This window comes from Butyrivibrio sp. NC3005, assembly GCF_000424545.1.
GTDB lineage: Bacteria > Bacillota > Clostridia > Lachnospirales > Lachnospiraceae > Butyrivibrio.
In genome coordinates this window covers 19,599-38,495 of record NZ_AUKC01000018.1, presented here as the reverse complement: position 1 = coordinate 38,495, position 18,897 = coordinate 19,599, and the positions used below count along the sequence as shown (strand labels likewise).

The window sequence follows — 18,897 nt, the reverse complement described above, 5'->3', positions numbered from 1 at the left end:
TGCATTTGTTTCTTAAACGCGTCGACTGAAATAATTTACCACGGTTTAGAAATTAATGCAAGCACTTTTTTTAAAAAAATTATTTTTTCACATAAAATCAAAGAGTGAAAACTGGTTCGACTCAGGTAAATCGCCCAAAAGACCTATTTCTGCCATTGCATCAACAACCTTTTGAGGACATTTTGTTCTAGCCTTAAAATCATCTTTTGATAAAAATGGACCATCTTTAGCAGCTTCCACTACTGCATCTGCTGCTTTTTCACCCATACCATCAAAAGATTTAAGCGAAGGCATTATCTTATTACCCACCACTTGGAAAAGACGTGACTTTGCTTTGAAAATATCGATAGGTTCAAACTCGATACCTCTTTCATACATCTCCTCAACAAGTCGCATATCTCCATATTCCGCCTCTTCTACCGGTGTCATCTTTTCTTTATTCTTTAACTCCTGCATACGCCCATGAAGATGGTTTTCTCCCTGACACATATCAAGATATGAAAAAGCCTTTGCTCTTATACTGAACCATGCCGCATAAAAAGCCTGCGGACAGTAAACTTTGAAATAAGCTATTCTCCATGCCATCATAACATAGGCTGCTGCATGTGCCTTAGGGAACATGTATTTAATCTTCTGACAAGACCCTATATACCATTCTGGTACACCATGATCTATCATATCCTGTTTCCATTCCGGCCATTGCTTGCATCCACCTTTTGCAACTTTACCTTTTCTGACATTTTCCATTATCTTGAAAGACTCTGACGGGTCTAATCCTTTCTGAATAAGATAAATCATAATATCATCTCGGCAACAAATTGCTGTATCAATAGTTGCTGTGCCACTTTTTATCAAATCCTGAGCATTTCCCTGCCACACGTCTGTTCCATGTGAAAGGCCAGAAATTCGTATAAGGTGACTTAAAGACGTAGGTTTTGCCTCAACTACCATGTTCATAGCAAAGTCAGTACCAAATTCCGGTATTCCAAGGCATCCAAGCTTTGTTCCTCCAATTTGCTCTGGAGTAACTCCAAGTGAACCTGTATCTTCGAACAATTCCATAACAAGAGGATCATCAAGCGGTACATCTTTTGGATCAACTCCTGTACAATCCATAAGAAATCGTATCATAGTAGGATCATCATGTCCAAGAATATCAAGCTTTAACAGGTTATGATCAATAGAGTGATAATCATAATGAGTTGTTATAGTGGCTGTTGTCTGGTCATTAGCAGGATGCTGAACAGGTGTAAAAGAGTTAATGTCTTCACCAACAGGAAGAACAACAATTCCTCCAGGATGCTGACCAGTACCTCTTCTTACTCCGGTACACCCTGCAACAAGTCTGTTTATTTCAGCCATTCTTTTAGGTGTATTCTGCTCATCAAAATACTTTTTTACATATCCAAATGCAGTCTTATCAGCAAGCGCAGCAAGTGTTCCAGCTCTAAAAGTCTGGCCATAACCAAAAATTACCTCTGTATATTTATGAGCCTTTGACTGATACTCACCTGAAAAGTTAAGATCAATATCTGGCTCTTTATCACCCTTAAATCCAAGGAAAGTCTCGAAAGGAATATCAAAACCATCCTTGTCAAGAAGATGGCCACACTTAGGACATCTTCTATCTGGCATATCTGCACCGGATTTTCCACCAAAAGACTTTACCTCTTCCGAATCAAAGTCAGAAAAATGACACTTCGGGCATATATAATGCGGAGCAAGTGAATTAACTTCTGTAATACCGGATGTAAATGCAACGAATGAACTTCCTACAGATCCTCTAGATCCAACAAGATATCCATCTTCATTAGATTTCCATACAAGTTTCTGAGCAATAATATACATAACCGAATATCCATTGCTAATAATAGAGTTAAGTTCTCTCTTAAGTCTGGCATCAACTATTTCCGGAAGATTTTCGCCATAAATTTCATGCGCCTTATCATAGCAAATCTTCTCCAACAGTTTATCTGAATCTTCAATAACTGGAGGACATTTATCAGGTCTAACAGGTGAAATCGAATCACACATTGCCATTATCTTTCTTGTATTAGTAATGCAGACTTCTTCTGACTTATCTCCTCCAAGGTAATCAAATTCCTTAAGCATTTCATCTGTAGTTCTAACATACAAATCTGCCGGTTCTTCGTCATCAAAACCTCGTCCTGCCTGAATTATTGTTCGATAAATTTTATCTTCCGGATTAAGGAAATGTGCATCACACGTTGCTACCACCGGCTTATGAAACTGTTCTCCAAGCGCTACTATTTTCTTGTTAACTTCTCGTATGTCATCGTCACTTTGAATACTTTCATATCTATCAGAATCAACCATAAAGTGATTATTACCAACGGGCTGAATTTCCAAATAATCATAAAAATTCACCAATCGAGCAATTTCATTTTCAGGACGATCTTCAATTACAGCTCCATACAATTCACCCGCGCAGCAGGCAGAACCTACAATAAGTCCCTCTCTGTACTCTGTTAACACAGATTTCGGAATAAGTGGAAATCTTCTAAAATAATCCAAATGCGATTTACTTACAAGAGTATACAAATTAACACGGCCAAGTGTATTCTTCGCTAAAATAATAACATGATGCGGTCTTAAGTGTTTTATCATATCCGGAGTAGCTTTACCGAATTCCTGCATTTTATACAAATCTTCTATGCCTTCTTTTTCCAACATAGGAAGAAATTTCAAAAAAATAAGTGCGGTACATTCAGCATCATCTACAGCTCTGTGGTGATGATCCAAGATTACATTTAACGTTTTAGCAGTGGCATCGAGAGTATGTTTTGCCTGATGCGGAAAAAAGATTCTCGAAAGCCACATTGTATCTACAGTTGTATAATCCGCTTCTATTCCAAGTTCTTTACAATTCTGATTAATGAAACTGATATCAAAACCAACATTATGTCCTACAAGAACACAATCTTTACAGAATTCAACAAACTTAGGAATAATTACATCCCTTGTAGGAGCATTAATAACCATTTCATCTGTGATACTAGTCAGCTTCTCAATCCTGAACGGAATAGGTACCTGAGGATTTATAAACTCTGAAAAGCGTTCAACAATCTCACCATTTCGAACTTTAACAGCACCAATTTCAATTATCTTATTCTTAAGCGGAGAAAAACCTGTAGTTTCAATATCAAAGACAACAAAAGTTGTATCTTTTATAATCTGACCCTTATTGTTACGTACAATTTCAACAAGATCATCTACAAGATATCCCTCAACGCCCAAAATCAGTTTGAAAAAATTCTGCCTGTCAGGCTTTGGTGTTCCTTCTTCTTTTGCCTTCTTGCAAGCATCATCATAAAGATCCTGCCATACATGATTGGCATCTGTAAGCGCTTGTACAACGCCGTGATCCGTAATTGCAATACCTGGCATTCCCCATTTATAAGCCTGTTTGACAATATCCTTAACTTCAGAAACACCATCCATATCACTCATTTTGGTATGACAATGCAGTTCAACTCTTTTTAAATCAGCATGATCTTCTCGTTTTACAGTAAAATCGACACCTTTTTTGATACCACCAATTGATCCGATTGTAAGCTCGTGATCAAATTTATCAATCATGGTAATACCTTTAACTTTAACAAAAGTACCCGCCTTAAGGTTTTTAGAGATATCCTTAAGCTCTTCATTACGAACAAATATTTTACAGGTTATTGAATCTGTAAAATCAGTAATATCAAACATAAGAATAGTCTTCTCACCATTTCGAAGAGGCTTTTCTTCATAGCGGATAACCTTACCATGTATTGTTATTTCACCAATTTCGCCATCAACTTCAGAAAGGCTCATAGGTTCATCATCAAAATCTCTTCCATAAATAACATCTGGATTATCTGATTTCTTCGCAGAAAAACTATTTGATTTCTTCCATGAAGACCCGAAACGTTTGCTGGTAAATGCCTGATTATTAGAATTATCGGGCATCTGAGAAGCTGTCTTTGCTGAACTTTCAGCTTTTACAGCAGGCTTTTCGATAGGCTTATTAGCAGTCTTAATAACAGTTTTTTCAACTTTTTTCTGAGAACCTTGACGTTTCTTTTCTTCTTTAGCTTCTTCGACTGCTTCAAGTCTAGCAGACATTCTTTCCGATTCAGCACTATAGTCTGGTGCAAGATTCTTCTTTTTTTCTTTCTTCTGTTCAAAAATGCAGGAAAGTCTCACATTTAGTCCACACCTCTCATTTAAAATCTTGGACATTATTCTTTCAATTTCAGGAGATTCCTGCATTCCTATAACAGAATCCTCTAATACAATTTCCATTCTGCTTTCTTCTGGAAATCTGTATTCTGCTCCACGCATAAGAGTATATTCAATAGGATTATAAGCTTTAAATTCCTGTAAAATACTATCGCTATAGAGATTCATCAGATTCTCAGGAGTGTACTGAGCAGACAGATGAAAGCGCTCAAATATTTTTATTGTTACAGCAATGCCAGAAAAAAGCTGTTTTCTGATTTCTTTTTCAACTTTCCAGATTTCCTCTTTCTCAATAAGAGAATTTCCTGATATATAAATTCTAATAAAATCTTGTTTTCTGGTAGCTGAAACTTTCTCCACAACTGTTTCATCCATTAGTTCTTTTGTATGTCCTGTTAATTTTAATTGTGGAAAAACTTCTGAAAACGCTTTTGCCATTACTGCCTCCAAATAATTTTAACCTTTCCAGTTATCGAGCTCTTCTTTAAGTACGTCAAGAAGCTGATCTTCTGGAACTTTGCGAATAATTTCGCCTTTTTTTATCAACAATCCTTCGCCATTTCCGCCTGCAACACCAAGATCAGCTTCTTTTGCCTCTCCAGGACCATTTACAGCGCATCCCATAACAGCAACTTTGATATTATAAGGATACGAAGCTGCAAGTGTTTCGACCTTATTAGCCAATCCTATAAGGTCAATTTTTGTTCTACCACAAGTTGGGCATGATACCACATCAATTCCATCCTTTTTGAGTCCAAGCGCTCTAAGAATAAGCTTAGCAGCCTTTATTTCTTCAACAGGATTACCTGAAAGTGATACTCTAATAGTGTCACCAATTCCCTGGCCAAGTATTAGTCCAAGTCCAACAGCAGACTTAACAGAACCAGAATATACTGTTCCAGCTTCTGTAATACCAACGTGAAGTGGATAATTTGTCTTTTCAGCCAAAATTTTGTGTGCATCTACTGCCATCATAACATTTGAAGACTTGATACTGATAACCATATTATCATATCCACAGTCTTCAATAATATGTGTCTTATCAAGTGCACTTTCAACAAGTCCCTGCGCAGTAACACCGCCATACTTTTCAACCAAATCTTTTTCGAGAGAACCAGAGTTAACACCTACTCTTATTGGTACGTTTCTTTCCTTGGCAACTCTTACAACTTCCATGATTTTGTCTTTTCCACCAATGTTGCCAGGATTAATTCTAATCTTGTCTGCCCCATTCTCCATTGCAGCAATGGCCATTTTATAATCAAAATGTATATCTGCCACAAGAGGAATATGAATCTGTTTCTTTATTTTTCCTATTGCCTTGGCAGCTTCAAGTGTAGGACATGTTGAACGTATAATGTCACATCCAGCCTTCTCCAGCTCCAAAATCTGTTTAACAGTAGCTTCAACATTTTCAGTTGGAGTATTAGTCATTGACTGAATCAAAACAGGATTTCCGCCACCAATTACTTTATTACCTATGTGAATAACCTTTGTATTATCTCTATATGCCATAATAATTTCTCCATTCTTTTATTTAAATAACCTTCCAACATCGTGGAACAAAACTACGACCATCAGCCCTATAAGGAAAATCGCTCCAACTAATTCTACAATTCCTTCATACTTCTCCGGAACCGGTTTTCCTGCTATTACCTCAATCAACAAGAATACCATTCTGCCTCCGTCAAGGGCAGGTATCGGAAGTAGATTCATAAGTCCAAGGTTTATTGACAGGAACATAGCAAGATTAATCATAGTAAGTATTACTTCTTTCGTTCCACCTTCATTCTTGGCTGTCTCGTAGCTGTTATTAACCATTTCCGCCATTCCAACAGGTCCTGATAATTCAACTTTATCAGTTCTTCCTTTAAAAAGAAGTCCAAGACTTTGCCAGGTTGAAAGCAAATAATACCTAACATTATATGCTGCATATTTTAAATTATCTATGCCATGAGGTTTTATTACTTTTCCAATATAAACACCTATTACATAACGATTAACTTTATTTTCACTATCTTTATAAAGAGATGGTGTTATTTTGGTTTCATACTCTTTTCCATCTCTTAGATATGTTATCTGAACATCTTCCCCGTCAGTCAGATACATATTCATAGATACTTCACCGCCAAGATAAATCTTATGTCCGTTAATAGATGTTATAACATCGCCTTCTTTTAGTCCGGCAGTTTGTGCTGGTGAATTTTCCATTGAAAATCCACGAACTTCTGGGATAGACTGATATGTAAAAGCAACTACTATTACTGCAAACAAAAATCCCAATATAAAATTTGCAAATGGTCCTGCAAGCACAGTTGCAATCCTAGCCCAGACATTTGCGCGTTTAAAAGAATGTTCGTCATCATTTTCTATTTCTTTATCTGCCTCAAGTCCATCCATCCCATCAAAGATACATGCGCCTCCAACTGGAAGCAGACGAATCGAATACATTGTTTCACCCTTTTTCTTCTGAAAAAGAACGGGACCCATTCCGACAGTAAATTCTGTAACACGAATTCCATTTGCTTTAGCTATCAGAAAATGTCCACCTTCATGTGAAACAACCAAAATGCAAAATATTATCAAAAATATTAATAAACTAATGACAGCCTGCATCTAATAAATCCTCCCCTTTAACTTTTTTGCATCAAATCAAAAGAATCAGCTATGCAGACCAAAATCTTCACCACAACAAATCTTGGTCTGACATAGTTATATTGCTTTTTTATGAAAGAAGAAAACTATAAGTCTCCTTCTCAACAGCAAGAATCTCTTCAACAGAAGGATTATCAATTTTAACATGATGCTGCATAGCTTTGTCAATCATTGAGTATATATCAAGAAACTTAATCTCTCCTTTAACAAAGCGCTTAACTGCCATTTCATTTGCAGCATTGAAAACAGTTGGCATACTTCCACCAATTTTTGCTGCGTTAATAGCAAGCGGAAGACCTTTAAACACATCAGTATTTGGTTTTTCAAAAATAATGCTTCCAAGTTTGAACAAATCAAGTCTTTCTTCAGGCATGGGTCTTCTATCTGGATAAAAGAGGGCATACTGAATAGGAAGTTTCATATCAGGTACTCCAAACTGTCCGATAATTGCTCCATCCACAAACTGAACAGCAGAATGAAGTATCGACTGAGGCTGAATTACAACCTGGATATTCTCTACATCAACACCAAAGAGCCACTTAGCCTCAATTACTTCAAGTCCCTTGTTAACAAGTGATGCTGAGTCAATAGTAACCTTTGCTCCCATATCCCAGTTAGGATTCTTTAAAGCATCTTCAACGCTTACGTTTTCAAGTTCTTTAGTAGTCTTTCCTCTGAATGTACCACCTGAAGCTGTTAATAAAATCTTTTCAACGCTTTTTCTTGGTTCTCCATTTAAAGACTGGAAAATAGCACTATGCTCTGAATCAACAGGCAAGATACTAACCCCATATTCTTTTGCCAGAGGCATAATGATATGACCAGCGCATACAAGTGTTTCTTTGTTGGCAAGTGCAATATCTTTCTTAGCTTTTATCGCTTCAATTGTAGGTCTTATTCCAATCATTCCAACAACTGCAGTAAGCACCGTATCAGCTTCCTCTGACTTTACGAGTTCTATAAGCCCATCCATTCCTTCATATACAGGAATTCCCAAATCTGCAATTTTAACTCTAAGCTCTTCAGCTGCTTTGCTACTGTACATAGCAACTTTGGATGGCTTGAATTCCCTTATCTGCTTCTCTATCAGCTCAACGTTATGATTCGCAGCTAACGCCACAATTTTCAAATCATCACGATAATTTCGAACCACATCAAGTGTCTGAGTTCCAATTGAACCTGTTGAACCAAGTAATACGATTTTTCTCATTTATTTACCTATCTTTCCAAAAAAACAATTATCGAACGCAAAATTATAGATAAAAATTGCGTTCGATAATCAGTCAATTTTTAATTATTTTTATGCACCAATAATACTAAATAATACTTCTAATACATATATTAAAGGCGCTACAAAAGTAACACTATCGAATCTATCCATGATTCCACCGTGACCAGGAATAAGATTTCCATAGTCTTTGATTTTCTTATCTCTTTTTATAGCAGATGCTGCAAGGTCACCAATCTGCGAGATAATGCTGGCAACAAAGGTAATAATCATATACTGAATAGTTACATTTCCTTCGACACCAGAGTTTTTTTGAAGCACATATGCAAAAATAACACCTGCAAGTACAGAAAAAAGCACTCCACCTATGGCCCCCTCTACGGTCTTCTTAGGAGATAAAATCGGACACATTTTGTGTTTTCCGAATGCTTTTCCTGTAAAATATGCAAACGTATCACACACGAACGCCACAAATGGAATCCATACAAGCATATATCCATTTGGCATAATACGTAGCATATAAATAAAAGAAAGCAAGACCGGTGCATACATAAAGGAAAAAACAGCTTCTATAGCCTGAACCGACTTATACCTTGGAAATGTAAGAACATAAACTATCATTATTCCAAAGAAAGCGAATAAAATGCTACACAAAAAAACTTTAACATCATGATATGTCATAAGCAGCAAATAATGAAGTGCAACACTTATATGCCCTACTATCTGAAGCAGACTTGTTTTTCCATTTTCACTAAACCCTAATGTTCTTGCAAGTTCAAAATATGCAACTTCTGAAACAGCAAGCAAAAAGCCTCCTAATATATATCCTCCACTAGAGAGTGTCAATACTAAAATAATGCCTATTACAATGCCGCTAATTATTCTTGTTTTCACTTATTCTTCACCTTTTTTCAATCCGCCAAATCTTCGAGTACGATGATTGTAAGCATCAATCGCTTTTTCAAGCTCGTTTCTGTCAAAATCCGGCCAGGCAATATCTGTATAATAAAATTCTGTGTACGCAAGCTGCCAAAGAAGGAAGTTTGATACTCTTTGCTCGCCGCAAGTACGAATCATAAGATCTGGATCTGGCATAAATCCAGTATCCAAAGAATTATTAATGTCTTCCTCTGTAATGCTATCAGCATCAAGTTCACCATTTTGAACCCTTTTAGCAACCTTTCTGACCGCTCTTGTTATTTCATCACGACTTCCGTAGTTGATAGCAATTGTAAATGTAAGTCCTGTATTGTTCTTAGTAGCCTCTTCAAGATCATTAACTGCAGCCTGTATAGCTGGAGACAATTTTGAACGTTCACCAATAACTCTACATCTTACATTATTTTTCATTGACTTTTTGATACTACTCTTTAAATACTGTTCCAGAATCTTCATAAGTGCTGCAACTTCAGCCTGTGGTCTGTTCCAGTTCTCTGTTGAGAAAGCATAAACAGTAAGATATTTTATTCCAAGTTCATCTGCATCGAACAATATATTCTCAACTGCCTTAGCTCCCTGCATATGTCCATAATTACGCGGCATGCCCTTGGCTTTTGCCCAGCGTCCATTACCATCTAAAATAATCGCAACATGCTGCGGAATCTTTCTCTCTTCCATAATACCTCTACATCCAGAAATAATTAAAGTGTCATAATTTCCTTGGTCTTAGCCTCAATAGTAGCTTCAACTTTCTTTACATATTCATCTGTAAGCTTCTGAAGTTCATCTGTAAGATCCTTAATTTCATCTTCAGAAACTTCACTTCCCTTAAGTTTCTTAAATGCTTCATTACCATCGCGACGAATATTACGAACAGCAACCTTAGCATCTTCACCCTTTTTCTTAACTTCCTTGGCAAGTTCCTTACGTCTGTCTTCTGTAAGTTCTGGGAAAATAAGACGGATAACACTGCCGTCATTTGTAGGATTAATTCCAAGTTCAGATGTCATAATTGCTTTTTCAATTTCTTTAAGCATGTTTTTTTCCCAAGGAGCAATCTGAATAATACGTGCTTCCGGAACAGTAACATTGCCCACCTGCTGAATTGGTGTAGGTGTGCCATAATAATCTACGCGAATTTTATCAAGCACATGCGGATTGGCTCTTCCTGCACGAATTGTGGCCAAATCTTCAGCAAGGAAATTAATTGCCTTATCCATTTTTCCCTGGTAATCCTTTAATCTTTCGTTCATAGTAAACGTTCTCCTCTCAAACTGTGACTTATTTTCACTTAATAATTGTTATTCAAGCATCAACGATAGTTCCGTTAAAGTTGCCGCTTACAGCCTTAACGATACTGTTTTCCTCCTGCAAAGCAAACACACGCATCGGCATATGATTATCTCTTGCAAGAATAGATGCAGTCATATCAACAACCTGCAAGTTATTGGCAACAACTTCATTTATGCTAAGACGATCATAGCGCTTTGCATTAGGATTAACAGCTGGATCACTATCATAAACACCATCAATAGCTTTCGCAAGAAGAAGCACATCCGCCTCAACTTCTACAGCACGAAGTACAACACCTGTATCAGTTGAGAAATATGGATGACCTGTACCTCCTGCAAAAAATACGACCATATTTTTTGCAAAATATTTGTTAGCACGATCTTTTGAAAAAAGCTTTGTAAAAGATCCGCACTCAAATGGAGTAAGTATATTAGTCATCATTCCTTCGGATCGAAAAATTTCCGAAACATAAATACAGTTCATTACTGTTGCGAGCATACCAATCTGATCAGCTTTAACTCGATCAATATTCTCACTTGTACGACCTCTCCAGAAGTTACCACCGCCAATAACAATACCAACCTGTGTACCTGAATCTACAAGCTGTTTAACCTGAAGTGCTACTTTGCGTACTGTAGGTTCATCAAAGCCTGTTTTCTTGTCACCTGCAAGTGCTTCACCACTGAGTTTCAATAAAATTCTCATGTTTCGTTTTTCCTCTTTTCTAGATACTATTTTACCCTAAAAATATAAATTTGGGTAATGTCATAACATAAAATTATGCCGGGAAAAATGGTCCCGGCATAACTTACAAAATCATTTTGTTACGAAATGCGCTTGTACGCATTTCAAAACTAAAAGCAGCAACATTTTCCATTCAATATATTAACATTACTGTTCCTTAGTTTTCAAGCCTTCAAAGAAAGCTGTTGGATTAACATCTGCATATACCTGTGAGCAGTTACCTTCAATTACTGCACCATTGTTAATCTGTACGGACTGAGACTTGATATTACCCATAACTATAGCTGTTGTATCAAGTACAACCGGTCCATGAACATCAATATCACCCTTTACAGCACCAGCGATAACTGCGCTTGTTGCATAAAGGTTACCTATAATAACGGAGCTCTGACCAATCTTAATGCTTCCCTGTGAATGTACATCACCATTAATTCTTGCTGCTTCTGCAAAAATTTCAGCTGCAGTTGAATTACCTTCAATTTCGCCAGTTACATTAAGTTTGCCATATGCTGTAACATTTCCTACTACCTTACCAATCAAATCCAAAGAGCCAGTTGTCTGAATATCACCGCTTACAACCATTCCTTCAGTAATTGCTGCTGTTTCATCTGTTGCTACATGTTCTGCGTCCATCATCTCTTCATATCCCCTATCTTCATTGTAGTTTTGTTTTGATGTGTTGTAGTTGTTATAAACAGGCATTTCATTTTGCTTTTGATTTACAAACTGCGCTCTGCTTGTCTGCGAACTATTTGACACATTTGAAAAAAATGGTACTTCTTGTTTAACATGTACTTCTGGTTCTTCAACTGGGATATTTTCTTCAGATACCCCGGTGTTGTAATGCACGTAATCCTGCATTTGTTCTTCGAATTCTGCAGGGTTATCCTCCACTTGTTCAGTTTGAGCATTAACACTATAACTGGATTCTTGTGTAGGATATTCTGTTTCTGCAGATTCTTTTTCCTGCTGCATTTGTGGTGCGGACGCAAGTTCTTGCTGAATAGCTTCAGTTTGCATGTTACTCTCAGCATTTTCCCCGGCAATTCCACTTTCCGCATTCTTCTCTGCAGCTGTCTGTTCAATGCCCATTTCGTCATTGACGTTGGACAAATCTTTTTTCAGCTCTGAGAAAAATCCCATAGTTTCTTCCTCCGTTCTTATAGCTTATTTATGATGTTGAACCGGTTCGGTTTTATCCGTAATCGGAACAATAACTGTGTTATCCAATGACTGAATATACTCAATGATTCTCGGCAAAGCTTCAACTGTTGACTCTTTATCATTAGCATCATGAAAAAGAATCATACACTCATCATATCTTGTAATATTGGCTGTAACATTTCTTACTATAACATCTGAAGAAACACCATCGCCGCCATATACATTCCAGTCAAAGTAAGTAATATGTTCCCTGCCAAGATAATCTTTTAATTCCTGCATGTTTACCTTGCTGGTAGTATTAGAACTTCCACCTGGGAACCTGTAGTATGTTGTCCATACTCCAGTTAAGTCATAAATATAATTTTGTAGCTTATGAAGGTCTGTCTGAAAACTATCTAAAGATGCGTAGAGCTTTCCATAACTGTGACTAAAGGAATGCATCCCTATGCTATGACCCTCCTCAACAATTCTCTTATACTCCCCTTCGTATGCTTTTTTCCCACATACAAAGAAAGTAGCTTTAACACCGTATCTGTCAAGAATATCTAATATTTTCTCAGTCTTGGAGCTTGGTCCATCGTCAAAAGTTAGATAAACATAGCGAACATCTGACTTTTCACCACTTGCTGCAGTTTTTCTGCCTTTAGTGCTTTTGTCAGTGCCATCAGTCATTTCTACTGATTCAGTGCCTACAACTTCTTCGCCTGTATTTTGAAGAATAAGGCCGTTATAGGCTTCCTGTAAATCCAATATCTGCCTAGCCATTTTCTCACATTGCCTTTTTATTCCAAAATTAGAATAAAAGACAAATGATACAAGCACTGTCAGACACAATATTGCAAATGCCTGCGCTATCAAGATACGTTTAAATATTGAATTTGATTGGAGTATTTTCTGAAGGTTTTGTCTATCCCTTTTTCCAAATTCCCCACCCTTCGAAGATTCTTTTATACCTTCCCTTGAATCTTCTGTACTGCCGGAACTTGCACGAACCGGCGGATGACTTCGTCTAAAAGCTTGAGCCAAATCTTCTTTATCTTTTGGCATGCTTTCAAACGGACTTTCTTCACGATTCAAAAAATAATTCTGATCTTTTTTGTCCATCCGATTGCTATCTCTTAAAGACATAAAATTCCCCCATCCATTGACAGTATATCACATTTTATGGCTCATAAAAAGACGGAGTTTCGATTTTTACAAAGAATCTTTTATAACTTTAATCATATTTTTGCACAAGAAACAATAAGCTTTAGATTTTCGTTATATATAATCCTTTTTACTATTATTTTGTTTCGTCGAAGGCACGATTTTGCTTTAATACAACGCGATTTTTTTGTTAATTTACTTAAGTCCTCTCTCAGCAGCATATTCCTCAAGAGTAATACCTCTTTGCATAATCTCTATTGCTGCTTCCTTACCAACATATCTAAAATGCCATGGCTCATATATAACTTCTGTGACATTTTCTTTTCCAACAGGATAACGAAGAATAAATCCATATTCTGCGCAATGAGCTAAAATCCACTGATATCCTTTTGTTCGCTCCTGGCTGGTAGTAAGTCCTCTGTAAGAAGTATCTGTTATATCCATGCAAAGACCTGTCTGATGTTCAGAATATCCTGGCGGATTAACAACTGTAGCAGCTTTTCTTCTGGCATCCTCATCATTGCATCCAAGCGACTTGTAATAGTTTACCTTACGATTATAGAGCATAGTCTGTCTAGAAGCACTTCTATAACCCGATACTACAGAAATACCTACCCCTTGCTTTCTAGCATCACTTATCATCTTAAGTACTATAGGCGCCACATCTTCTCTCATAAGCTGACCATTTCCAACGCTTGCTACACTTGGAACATATTTTGTATCAATTCCATGTGAGTGATTTACAACAACTAACGTTGATGATGGAGTTATAAAATCATATGTCTTTTCCTGAATCTGGTTATCTTTTGCAGGTACACTGACTGCTGATAACTCTGAAAAATCTTTAAGTTTTTTACCAGGAAGAAGGTGGTCACCTACTCTTGATTCATTTTTTCCAGATGAAATATAGTGTTTATAATATGCAGCAATATCACTTCCAAAAATTGACTGCAAATCTTCATAGTTGGACATATAGATTTGGACATTAAAAGCTGCACTTGGCTGTCTAACTTCTGCCATACCAGCATTAACGAAATGGGAATATAAAGCCTCTGGCTCAGTTCCATAAATGGCTGCTACATCTGGATATCTCTGTGCATAATATGTCGAATCAAAAACAGCTCTGTAATCAAATTCTGCAGCATAACATACACTGTAGTTATTAACTATACTAGCATTTGCCAATACACTTCCCTGACCACAAAGACAAAGTGCAATAAGTGATGCAGGTAAAATCTTTTTAATCTTTAAAAATTTCATTTTATTAATTCCTCTTAAAAAATTCTTGTGTACAACACAGCATGAACCTCGCAATAACTGCGAGGTTCATGTAAGATATAAAGTACAAAAACAATTATCTAAAATTAGTTACAAGTGTAAGTATTCTTAAAACAAACAAGCCAAAAATCACCCACATAATAGGAGATATATCTTTAGCTTTTTTCTCAAATACTTTTACAACAACCCATGTAATAATACCAAACATAATTCCATTTGCGATAGAGTATGTAAGAGGCATCATAAGTATTGCCATGTATGCTCCTGCGCTATCAGCCACATCTCCATCGAACTCGATTTTCTTAACCGAAGTAATCATAAGCATTCCAACATAAATAAGAGCTGGAGCTGTTGCGAATCCAGGAATAGCCAAAAAAATTGGTGACAGGAACAAAGAAAGAACAAACATTCCAGCTGTTGTAAGAGCTGTAAGACCTGTACGTCCGCCTGCCGCAACACCTGCACTTGACTCTACAAAGCTTGTAATTGTAGATGTACCAAGACAAGCACCAACTGTTGTACCAACAGCATCTGCCATAAACACTTTACCAACTCTAGGAAGTTTTCCATCTTTGTCAAGAAGTCCAGCCTTGTCAGCAACACCAACTACTGTACCAACAGTATCGAACAAATCCACAAAAAGAAAGCTGAATACAATAGCAATAAACTGAACAACATTATGTGAAACCCATCCAAAGTTAAAATGGAATGCAGTCTTTTTAAGTCCTGCAAAATTCACAAGTCCCTGAGAAAAATCCGGGAAAAGGCTTGCATGAGCATCATCAACAACATACCATCCAGTTGTCTGTGCTATCATTCCCAAAATCCAAGTTCCAATAATACCTATAAGAACAGCACCTGGAATCTTGTAATATGACAGGATAACAATAATTAAAAATCCCACTAAAGCAAGTGCAACCTGAGGCGAAGCAAAATCACCAAGGTCAACTAATGTTGAATCACTGTTTACAACAATTCCAGCTCCCTGAAGACCTATAAATGCTACAAAAAGACCAATACCCGCTGAAATTCCACTCTTAAGATTGTGTGGAATGCCATTTATAATCTGCTCTCTTACTTTGAAAACAGATATAGCAATAAAAATAAGACCTTCAAGAAGTACAGCTGTAAGACAAATCTCAAATGCATTTTCTACATCAGCAAGTTCCTGAAGACAAACTGTAAAAGCAAAATAGGCATTAAGTCCAAGCCCTGCTGAAAGTGCTATCGGATAGTTAGCCCATAAAGCCATAATAGTGGTGGCAATCGCTGAAGCAATCGCTGTTGCCAAAAATACGCCGTTTGCATCCATTACATTACCTAAAATAGATGGATTAACAGCAAGAATGTACGCCATCGCCAGGAATGTCGTAACACCCGCAAGAACCTCAGTACGAACATTCGTATTGTGTTCTTTCAAATGAAACATTTTCTCTAACATTTTGTCCTCCTCGACAACCTTAAAAAGTTATTTTACAGATAACTTATTAAAGACACTCAACACAATTTCTTCCATTTTCTTTTGCATTCTCCAATGCCTGATTCGCTCTGGAATAAGCTACAGATTTCTCTTCTCCTGAATTTATAAGTGTACATCCAAAAGAAATCGTTATTTTACCAACATCAGCAAAATCCGCCTCTTCAACAAGTTTTCTAAGACGGTTTGTAACATCCATCATGCTGTTTTTATCAACATGCTGCAAAACTATCATAAATTTCTCAGACTCCCAACGTCCAATATGATCAGCGATTCTAAGACTCTGCATAAGAATATCAGCTACTTTCTGAGTTACATAATCTCCCGCATCATGTCCCAAAGTAACATTTATTTGATCAAGATGATCGATATCTGCCAGTAAAATTGCTGGTGAACAGATATCTGACTGGCTAAGCACTTCATCCAAAATTCTCTCAATTTCAGTTCTAGTATAAACGCCTGTCAAAGGATCTCGTGATGGCTGGTGCTTCTCCAAAACCTCTGGACAAATTATTGCATCAATCGATACATTATCCAAAACGGAAATTGTAATCGTAGTATCTTCTCCTGGAATATCTTCCTGTAACTTTCCAGTTGAAACAAAACATCCACTACTAGACACTTCAGGAAAACGCTCTTCAAAAAAGCTTAGCACATGGTCCAATAAACCAGCTCTATCTTTCGTTGAAAAAATCGTAATCAGGACACTAGAAGCTCCTCCAAACAAGTCCTGTCCATAAATGTCATCCGCAATCCGTTCCAGATCTTCTTCTGTTACCAGAGTATACATATACTGCTTCATGATCTGTATTTGCTCCTTTTTATCTGTGAAAATCTTCACTAAAAATTTTCACACAATTTTCACAAATTACATATTACACCAAATATTCAAATTAGCCAACAAAAAATTCTTCAGGTGACAAAAATCTAAAGTTTTTAAATATCCTCGCTAAACTGTCTTGTATATAACTCGTGATAATATCCTTTTTTCTTCATAAGTTCGTGATGATTGCCTCTTTCAATTATCTTTCCATCACACACTGCCAAGATAACATCCGCATCCACAACAGTTGAAAGTCTATGTGCTATCATAAATGTAGTTCTACCTTTAGTAACAACCTTTATTGCATTCTGAATAGCTTTCTCTGTTACAGAATCAATAGAACTTGTTGCTTCATCCAAGACAAGAATCTTTGGATCCGCAAGTATTGCTCTGGCAAAGGATAAAAGCTGTTTTTCTCCTGTAGAAAGCATATCTCCGCCTTCTCCTACTTCACCTGAAAGTCCTTTTTCCATTCGTTTTACGATTTTGTCAGCAGCAACCATTTTTAGTGCTTTCCATATTTCTTCCTCGCTTGCATCAGGCTTTCCATAACGAAGATTGTCACGTACAGTTCCAGAAAAAAGATGTGGTGACTGAAGAACATATCCAATTCCTCTATGAAGCCACAATAAGCTTCTTTCTCTTGCATCCTTGTCGTCAATCAACACTTTTCCTACTGTCGGTTCAAAAAATCTGCATACAAGATTTACCAAGGTGGATTTTCCGGCACCTGTTTCTCCGACAATAGCCACTGTAGAGCCTTGAGGCACTACAAGATTAAAATGTTCAAGAACATATTCATCACCATCAGGATATTTAAAGGAAACATCTTTAAATTCCACTTTTCCATGAAGTTCTTCCCAATTTTCCATCTTAGGATTAAAGGTATCACCATATTTTTCGATTATTTCCTTAGAATCCTTAACATCTGATTCAGTATTCATAAGCTTGGTAAATCTTTCAATATTAACTTGAATAGAAATAAGTGCAGAAATGGTGTTAACCACGTTCTGAATTGGTTCCATCATTCCAAGTGCATAGGACATGAATACTGATAATGTGCCTATCTCAATAATATGCTTTGTTGTAAGCTTTCCACCTTGCCACAAAACAAGAGAAAGCGCAATCGAACTCATAAGTGTAATAAGCGCTGTAAAAAGCGCAGAGTAATGTCCGTTTTTAATAGATTCTCTGCGCATATTCTCGGTTTCTTTTTCAAAATCATTCTGGACTCTTTTTTCAATTACAAGAGTTTTAACGCTTCGAGCACCCGTAATATTCTCGTTAAAGTTACCAGAAATACGTGAATTTATTTCTCTAATTTGTCTTCCTAAGGCAACAAGCTTTTTTTGAAAAAAGACGATACACACAACTGCAACAGGTATCAAAGCAAAAATCACAAGCGATAACCTTACGCTCATAAAAAGCATAACAACAAGGATAGAGATAATGTAAGAAAAATTCCATACAAAATCCATAAGTCGCCAGCTTACAAGTTCTCCTATTTTTCCTGTATCACTCATAACTCGTGAGTGAATATACCCGACATTGTTCTGATTAAAATAAGAAAATGACAATGTCTGAAGGTGATAAAATCCGGCATTTCTCAAATCTCTGTCCATTTTCATTTCTACTTTTGAACAAAAATAAGTTGTAATGTAATTATCAATAGATTGAATTATCAAAATAATGACATACAGCACACAGAAAAATGCAATGTAATCAAGTTTTCTCTTTCCAACAAAATTGTTCAATGCATACTTGTGAAAAAGAGGGTAAAACGAATCAATAATACTCGAAAATGTTCCAAGCATTATCATAACAATAATCGTTTTACCATAAGGTTTAATATAAGGCATAAGCGCAGGTATGCCAAATAGAGGAAGTTTTACATTATTCTCTTTATTGCCCATC

General features: G+C 36.7%; 14 protein-coding genes. All 14 read right to left on the bottom strand.

Going from position 1 to position 18,897, the window contains the following annotated elements:
* Window positions 1–87 precede the first annotated feature (87 nt).
* On the bottom strand, window positions 88–4,674 hold the full coding sequence (locus tag G634_RS0106565) for a PolC-type DNA polymerase III (protein ID WP_026504620.1): 4,587 nt from the start codon (window positions 4,672–4,674) through the stop codon (window positions 88–90).
* Between the two features lie 18 nt (window positions 4,675–4,692).
* Complete coding sequence (gene ispG, locus G634_RS0106560; protein ID WP_026504619.1) at window positions 4,693–5,751, bottom strand: flavodoxin-dependent (E)-4-hydroxy-3-methylbut-2-enyl-diphosphate synthase; 1,059 nt, start codon at window positions 5,749–5,751, stop codon at window positions 4,693–4,695.
* Window positions 5,752–5,769: 18 nt separating this feature from the next.
* On the bottom strand, window positions 5,770–6,852 hold the full coding sequence (gene rseP, locus G634_RS0106555) for an RIP metalloprotease RseP (protein ID WP_051233730.1): 1,083 nt from the start codon (window positions 6,850–6,852) through the stop codon (window positions 5,770–5,772).
* A gap of 109 nt (window positions 6,853–6,961) precedes the next feature.
* Entirely contained in the window at window positions 6,962–8,101 is a 1,140-nt protein-coding gene (locus G634_RS0106550) for a 1-deoxy-D-xylulose-5-phosphate reductoisomerase (protein WP_026504617.1), read from the bottom strand.
* A 90-nt stretch (window positions 8,102–8,191) separates the two neighbouring features.
* Window positions 8,192–9,013, bottom strand: coding sequence for a phosphatidate cytidylyltransferase (locus G634_RS0106545; RefSeq protein ID WP_026504616.1), 822 nt, complete (start codon window positions 9,011–9,013; stop codon window positions 8,192–8,194).
* On the bottom strand, window positions 9,014–9,736 hold the full coding sequence (locus G634_RS0106540) for an isoprenyl transferase (protein ID WP_026504615.1): 723 nt from the start codon (window positions 9,734–9,736) through the stop codon (window positions 9,014–9,016).
* A gap of 23 nt (window positions 9,737–9,759) precedes the next feature.
* On the bottom strand, window positions 9,760–10,311 hold the full coding sequence (frr, locus tag G634_RS0106535) for a ribosome recycling factor (RefSeq protein WP_026504614.1): 552 nt from the start codon (window positions 10,309–10,311) through the stop codon (window positions 9,760–9,762).
* Window positions 10,312–10,363: 52 nt separating this feature from the next.
* A complete protein-coding gene (pyrH, locus tag G634_RS0106530; protein WP_026504613.1) occupies window positions 10,364–11,056 on the bottom strand; it encodes a UMP kinase in 693 nt (230 codons plus the stop codon).
* A gap of 186 nt (window positions 11,057–11,242) precedes the next feature.
* A complete protein-coding gene (locus G634_RS20220; RefSeq protein WP_051233729.1) occupies window positions 11,243–12,238 on the bottom strand; it encodes a polymer-forming cytoskeletal protein in 996 nt (331 codons plus the stop codon).
* Window positions 12,239–12,262: 24 nt separating this feature from the next.
* Window positions 12,263–13,387: a polysaccharide deacetylase family protein gene (locus G634_RS20215; protein ID WP_051233728.1), complete on the bottom strand. Its 1,125-nt coding sequence runs from the start codon at window positions 13,385–13,387 to the stop codon at window positions 12,263–12,265.
* A 213-nt stretch (window positions 13,388–13,600) separates the two neighbouring features.
* On the bottom strand, window positions 13,601–14,665 hold the full coding sequence (locus G634_RS20210; RefSeq protein ID WP_051233727.1) for a M15 family metallopeptidase: 1,065 nt from the start codon (window positions 14,663–14,665) through the stop codon (window positions 13,601–13,603).
* 94 nt (window positions 14,666–14,759) lie between these two features.
* Complete coding sequence (locus G634_RS0106510) at window positions 14,760–16,124, bottom strand: NCS2 family permease (RefSeq protein ID WP_026504612.1); 1,365 nt, start codon at window positions 16,122–16,124, stop codon at window positions 14,760–14,762.
* A gap of 46 nt (window positions 16,125–16,170) precedes the next feature.
* Window positions 16,171–16,962 (bottom strand): GGDEF domain-containing protein, encoded by a 792-nt coding sequence (locus tag G634_RS0106505; protein WP_026504611.1) that lies wholly within the window; start codon window positions 16,960–16,962, stop codon window positions 16,171–16,173.
* A gap of 134 nt (window positions 16,963–17,096) precedes the next feature.
* A complete protein-coding gene (locus tag G634_RS0106500) occupies window positions 17,097–18,896 on the bottom strand; it encodes an ABC transporter ATP-binding protein (RefSeq protein WP_026504610.1) in 1,800 nt (599 codons plus the stop codon).
* Window position 18,897 lies beyond the last annotated feature (1 nt).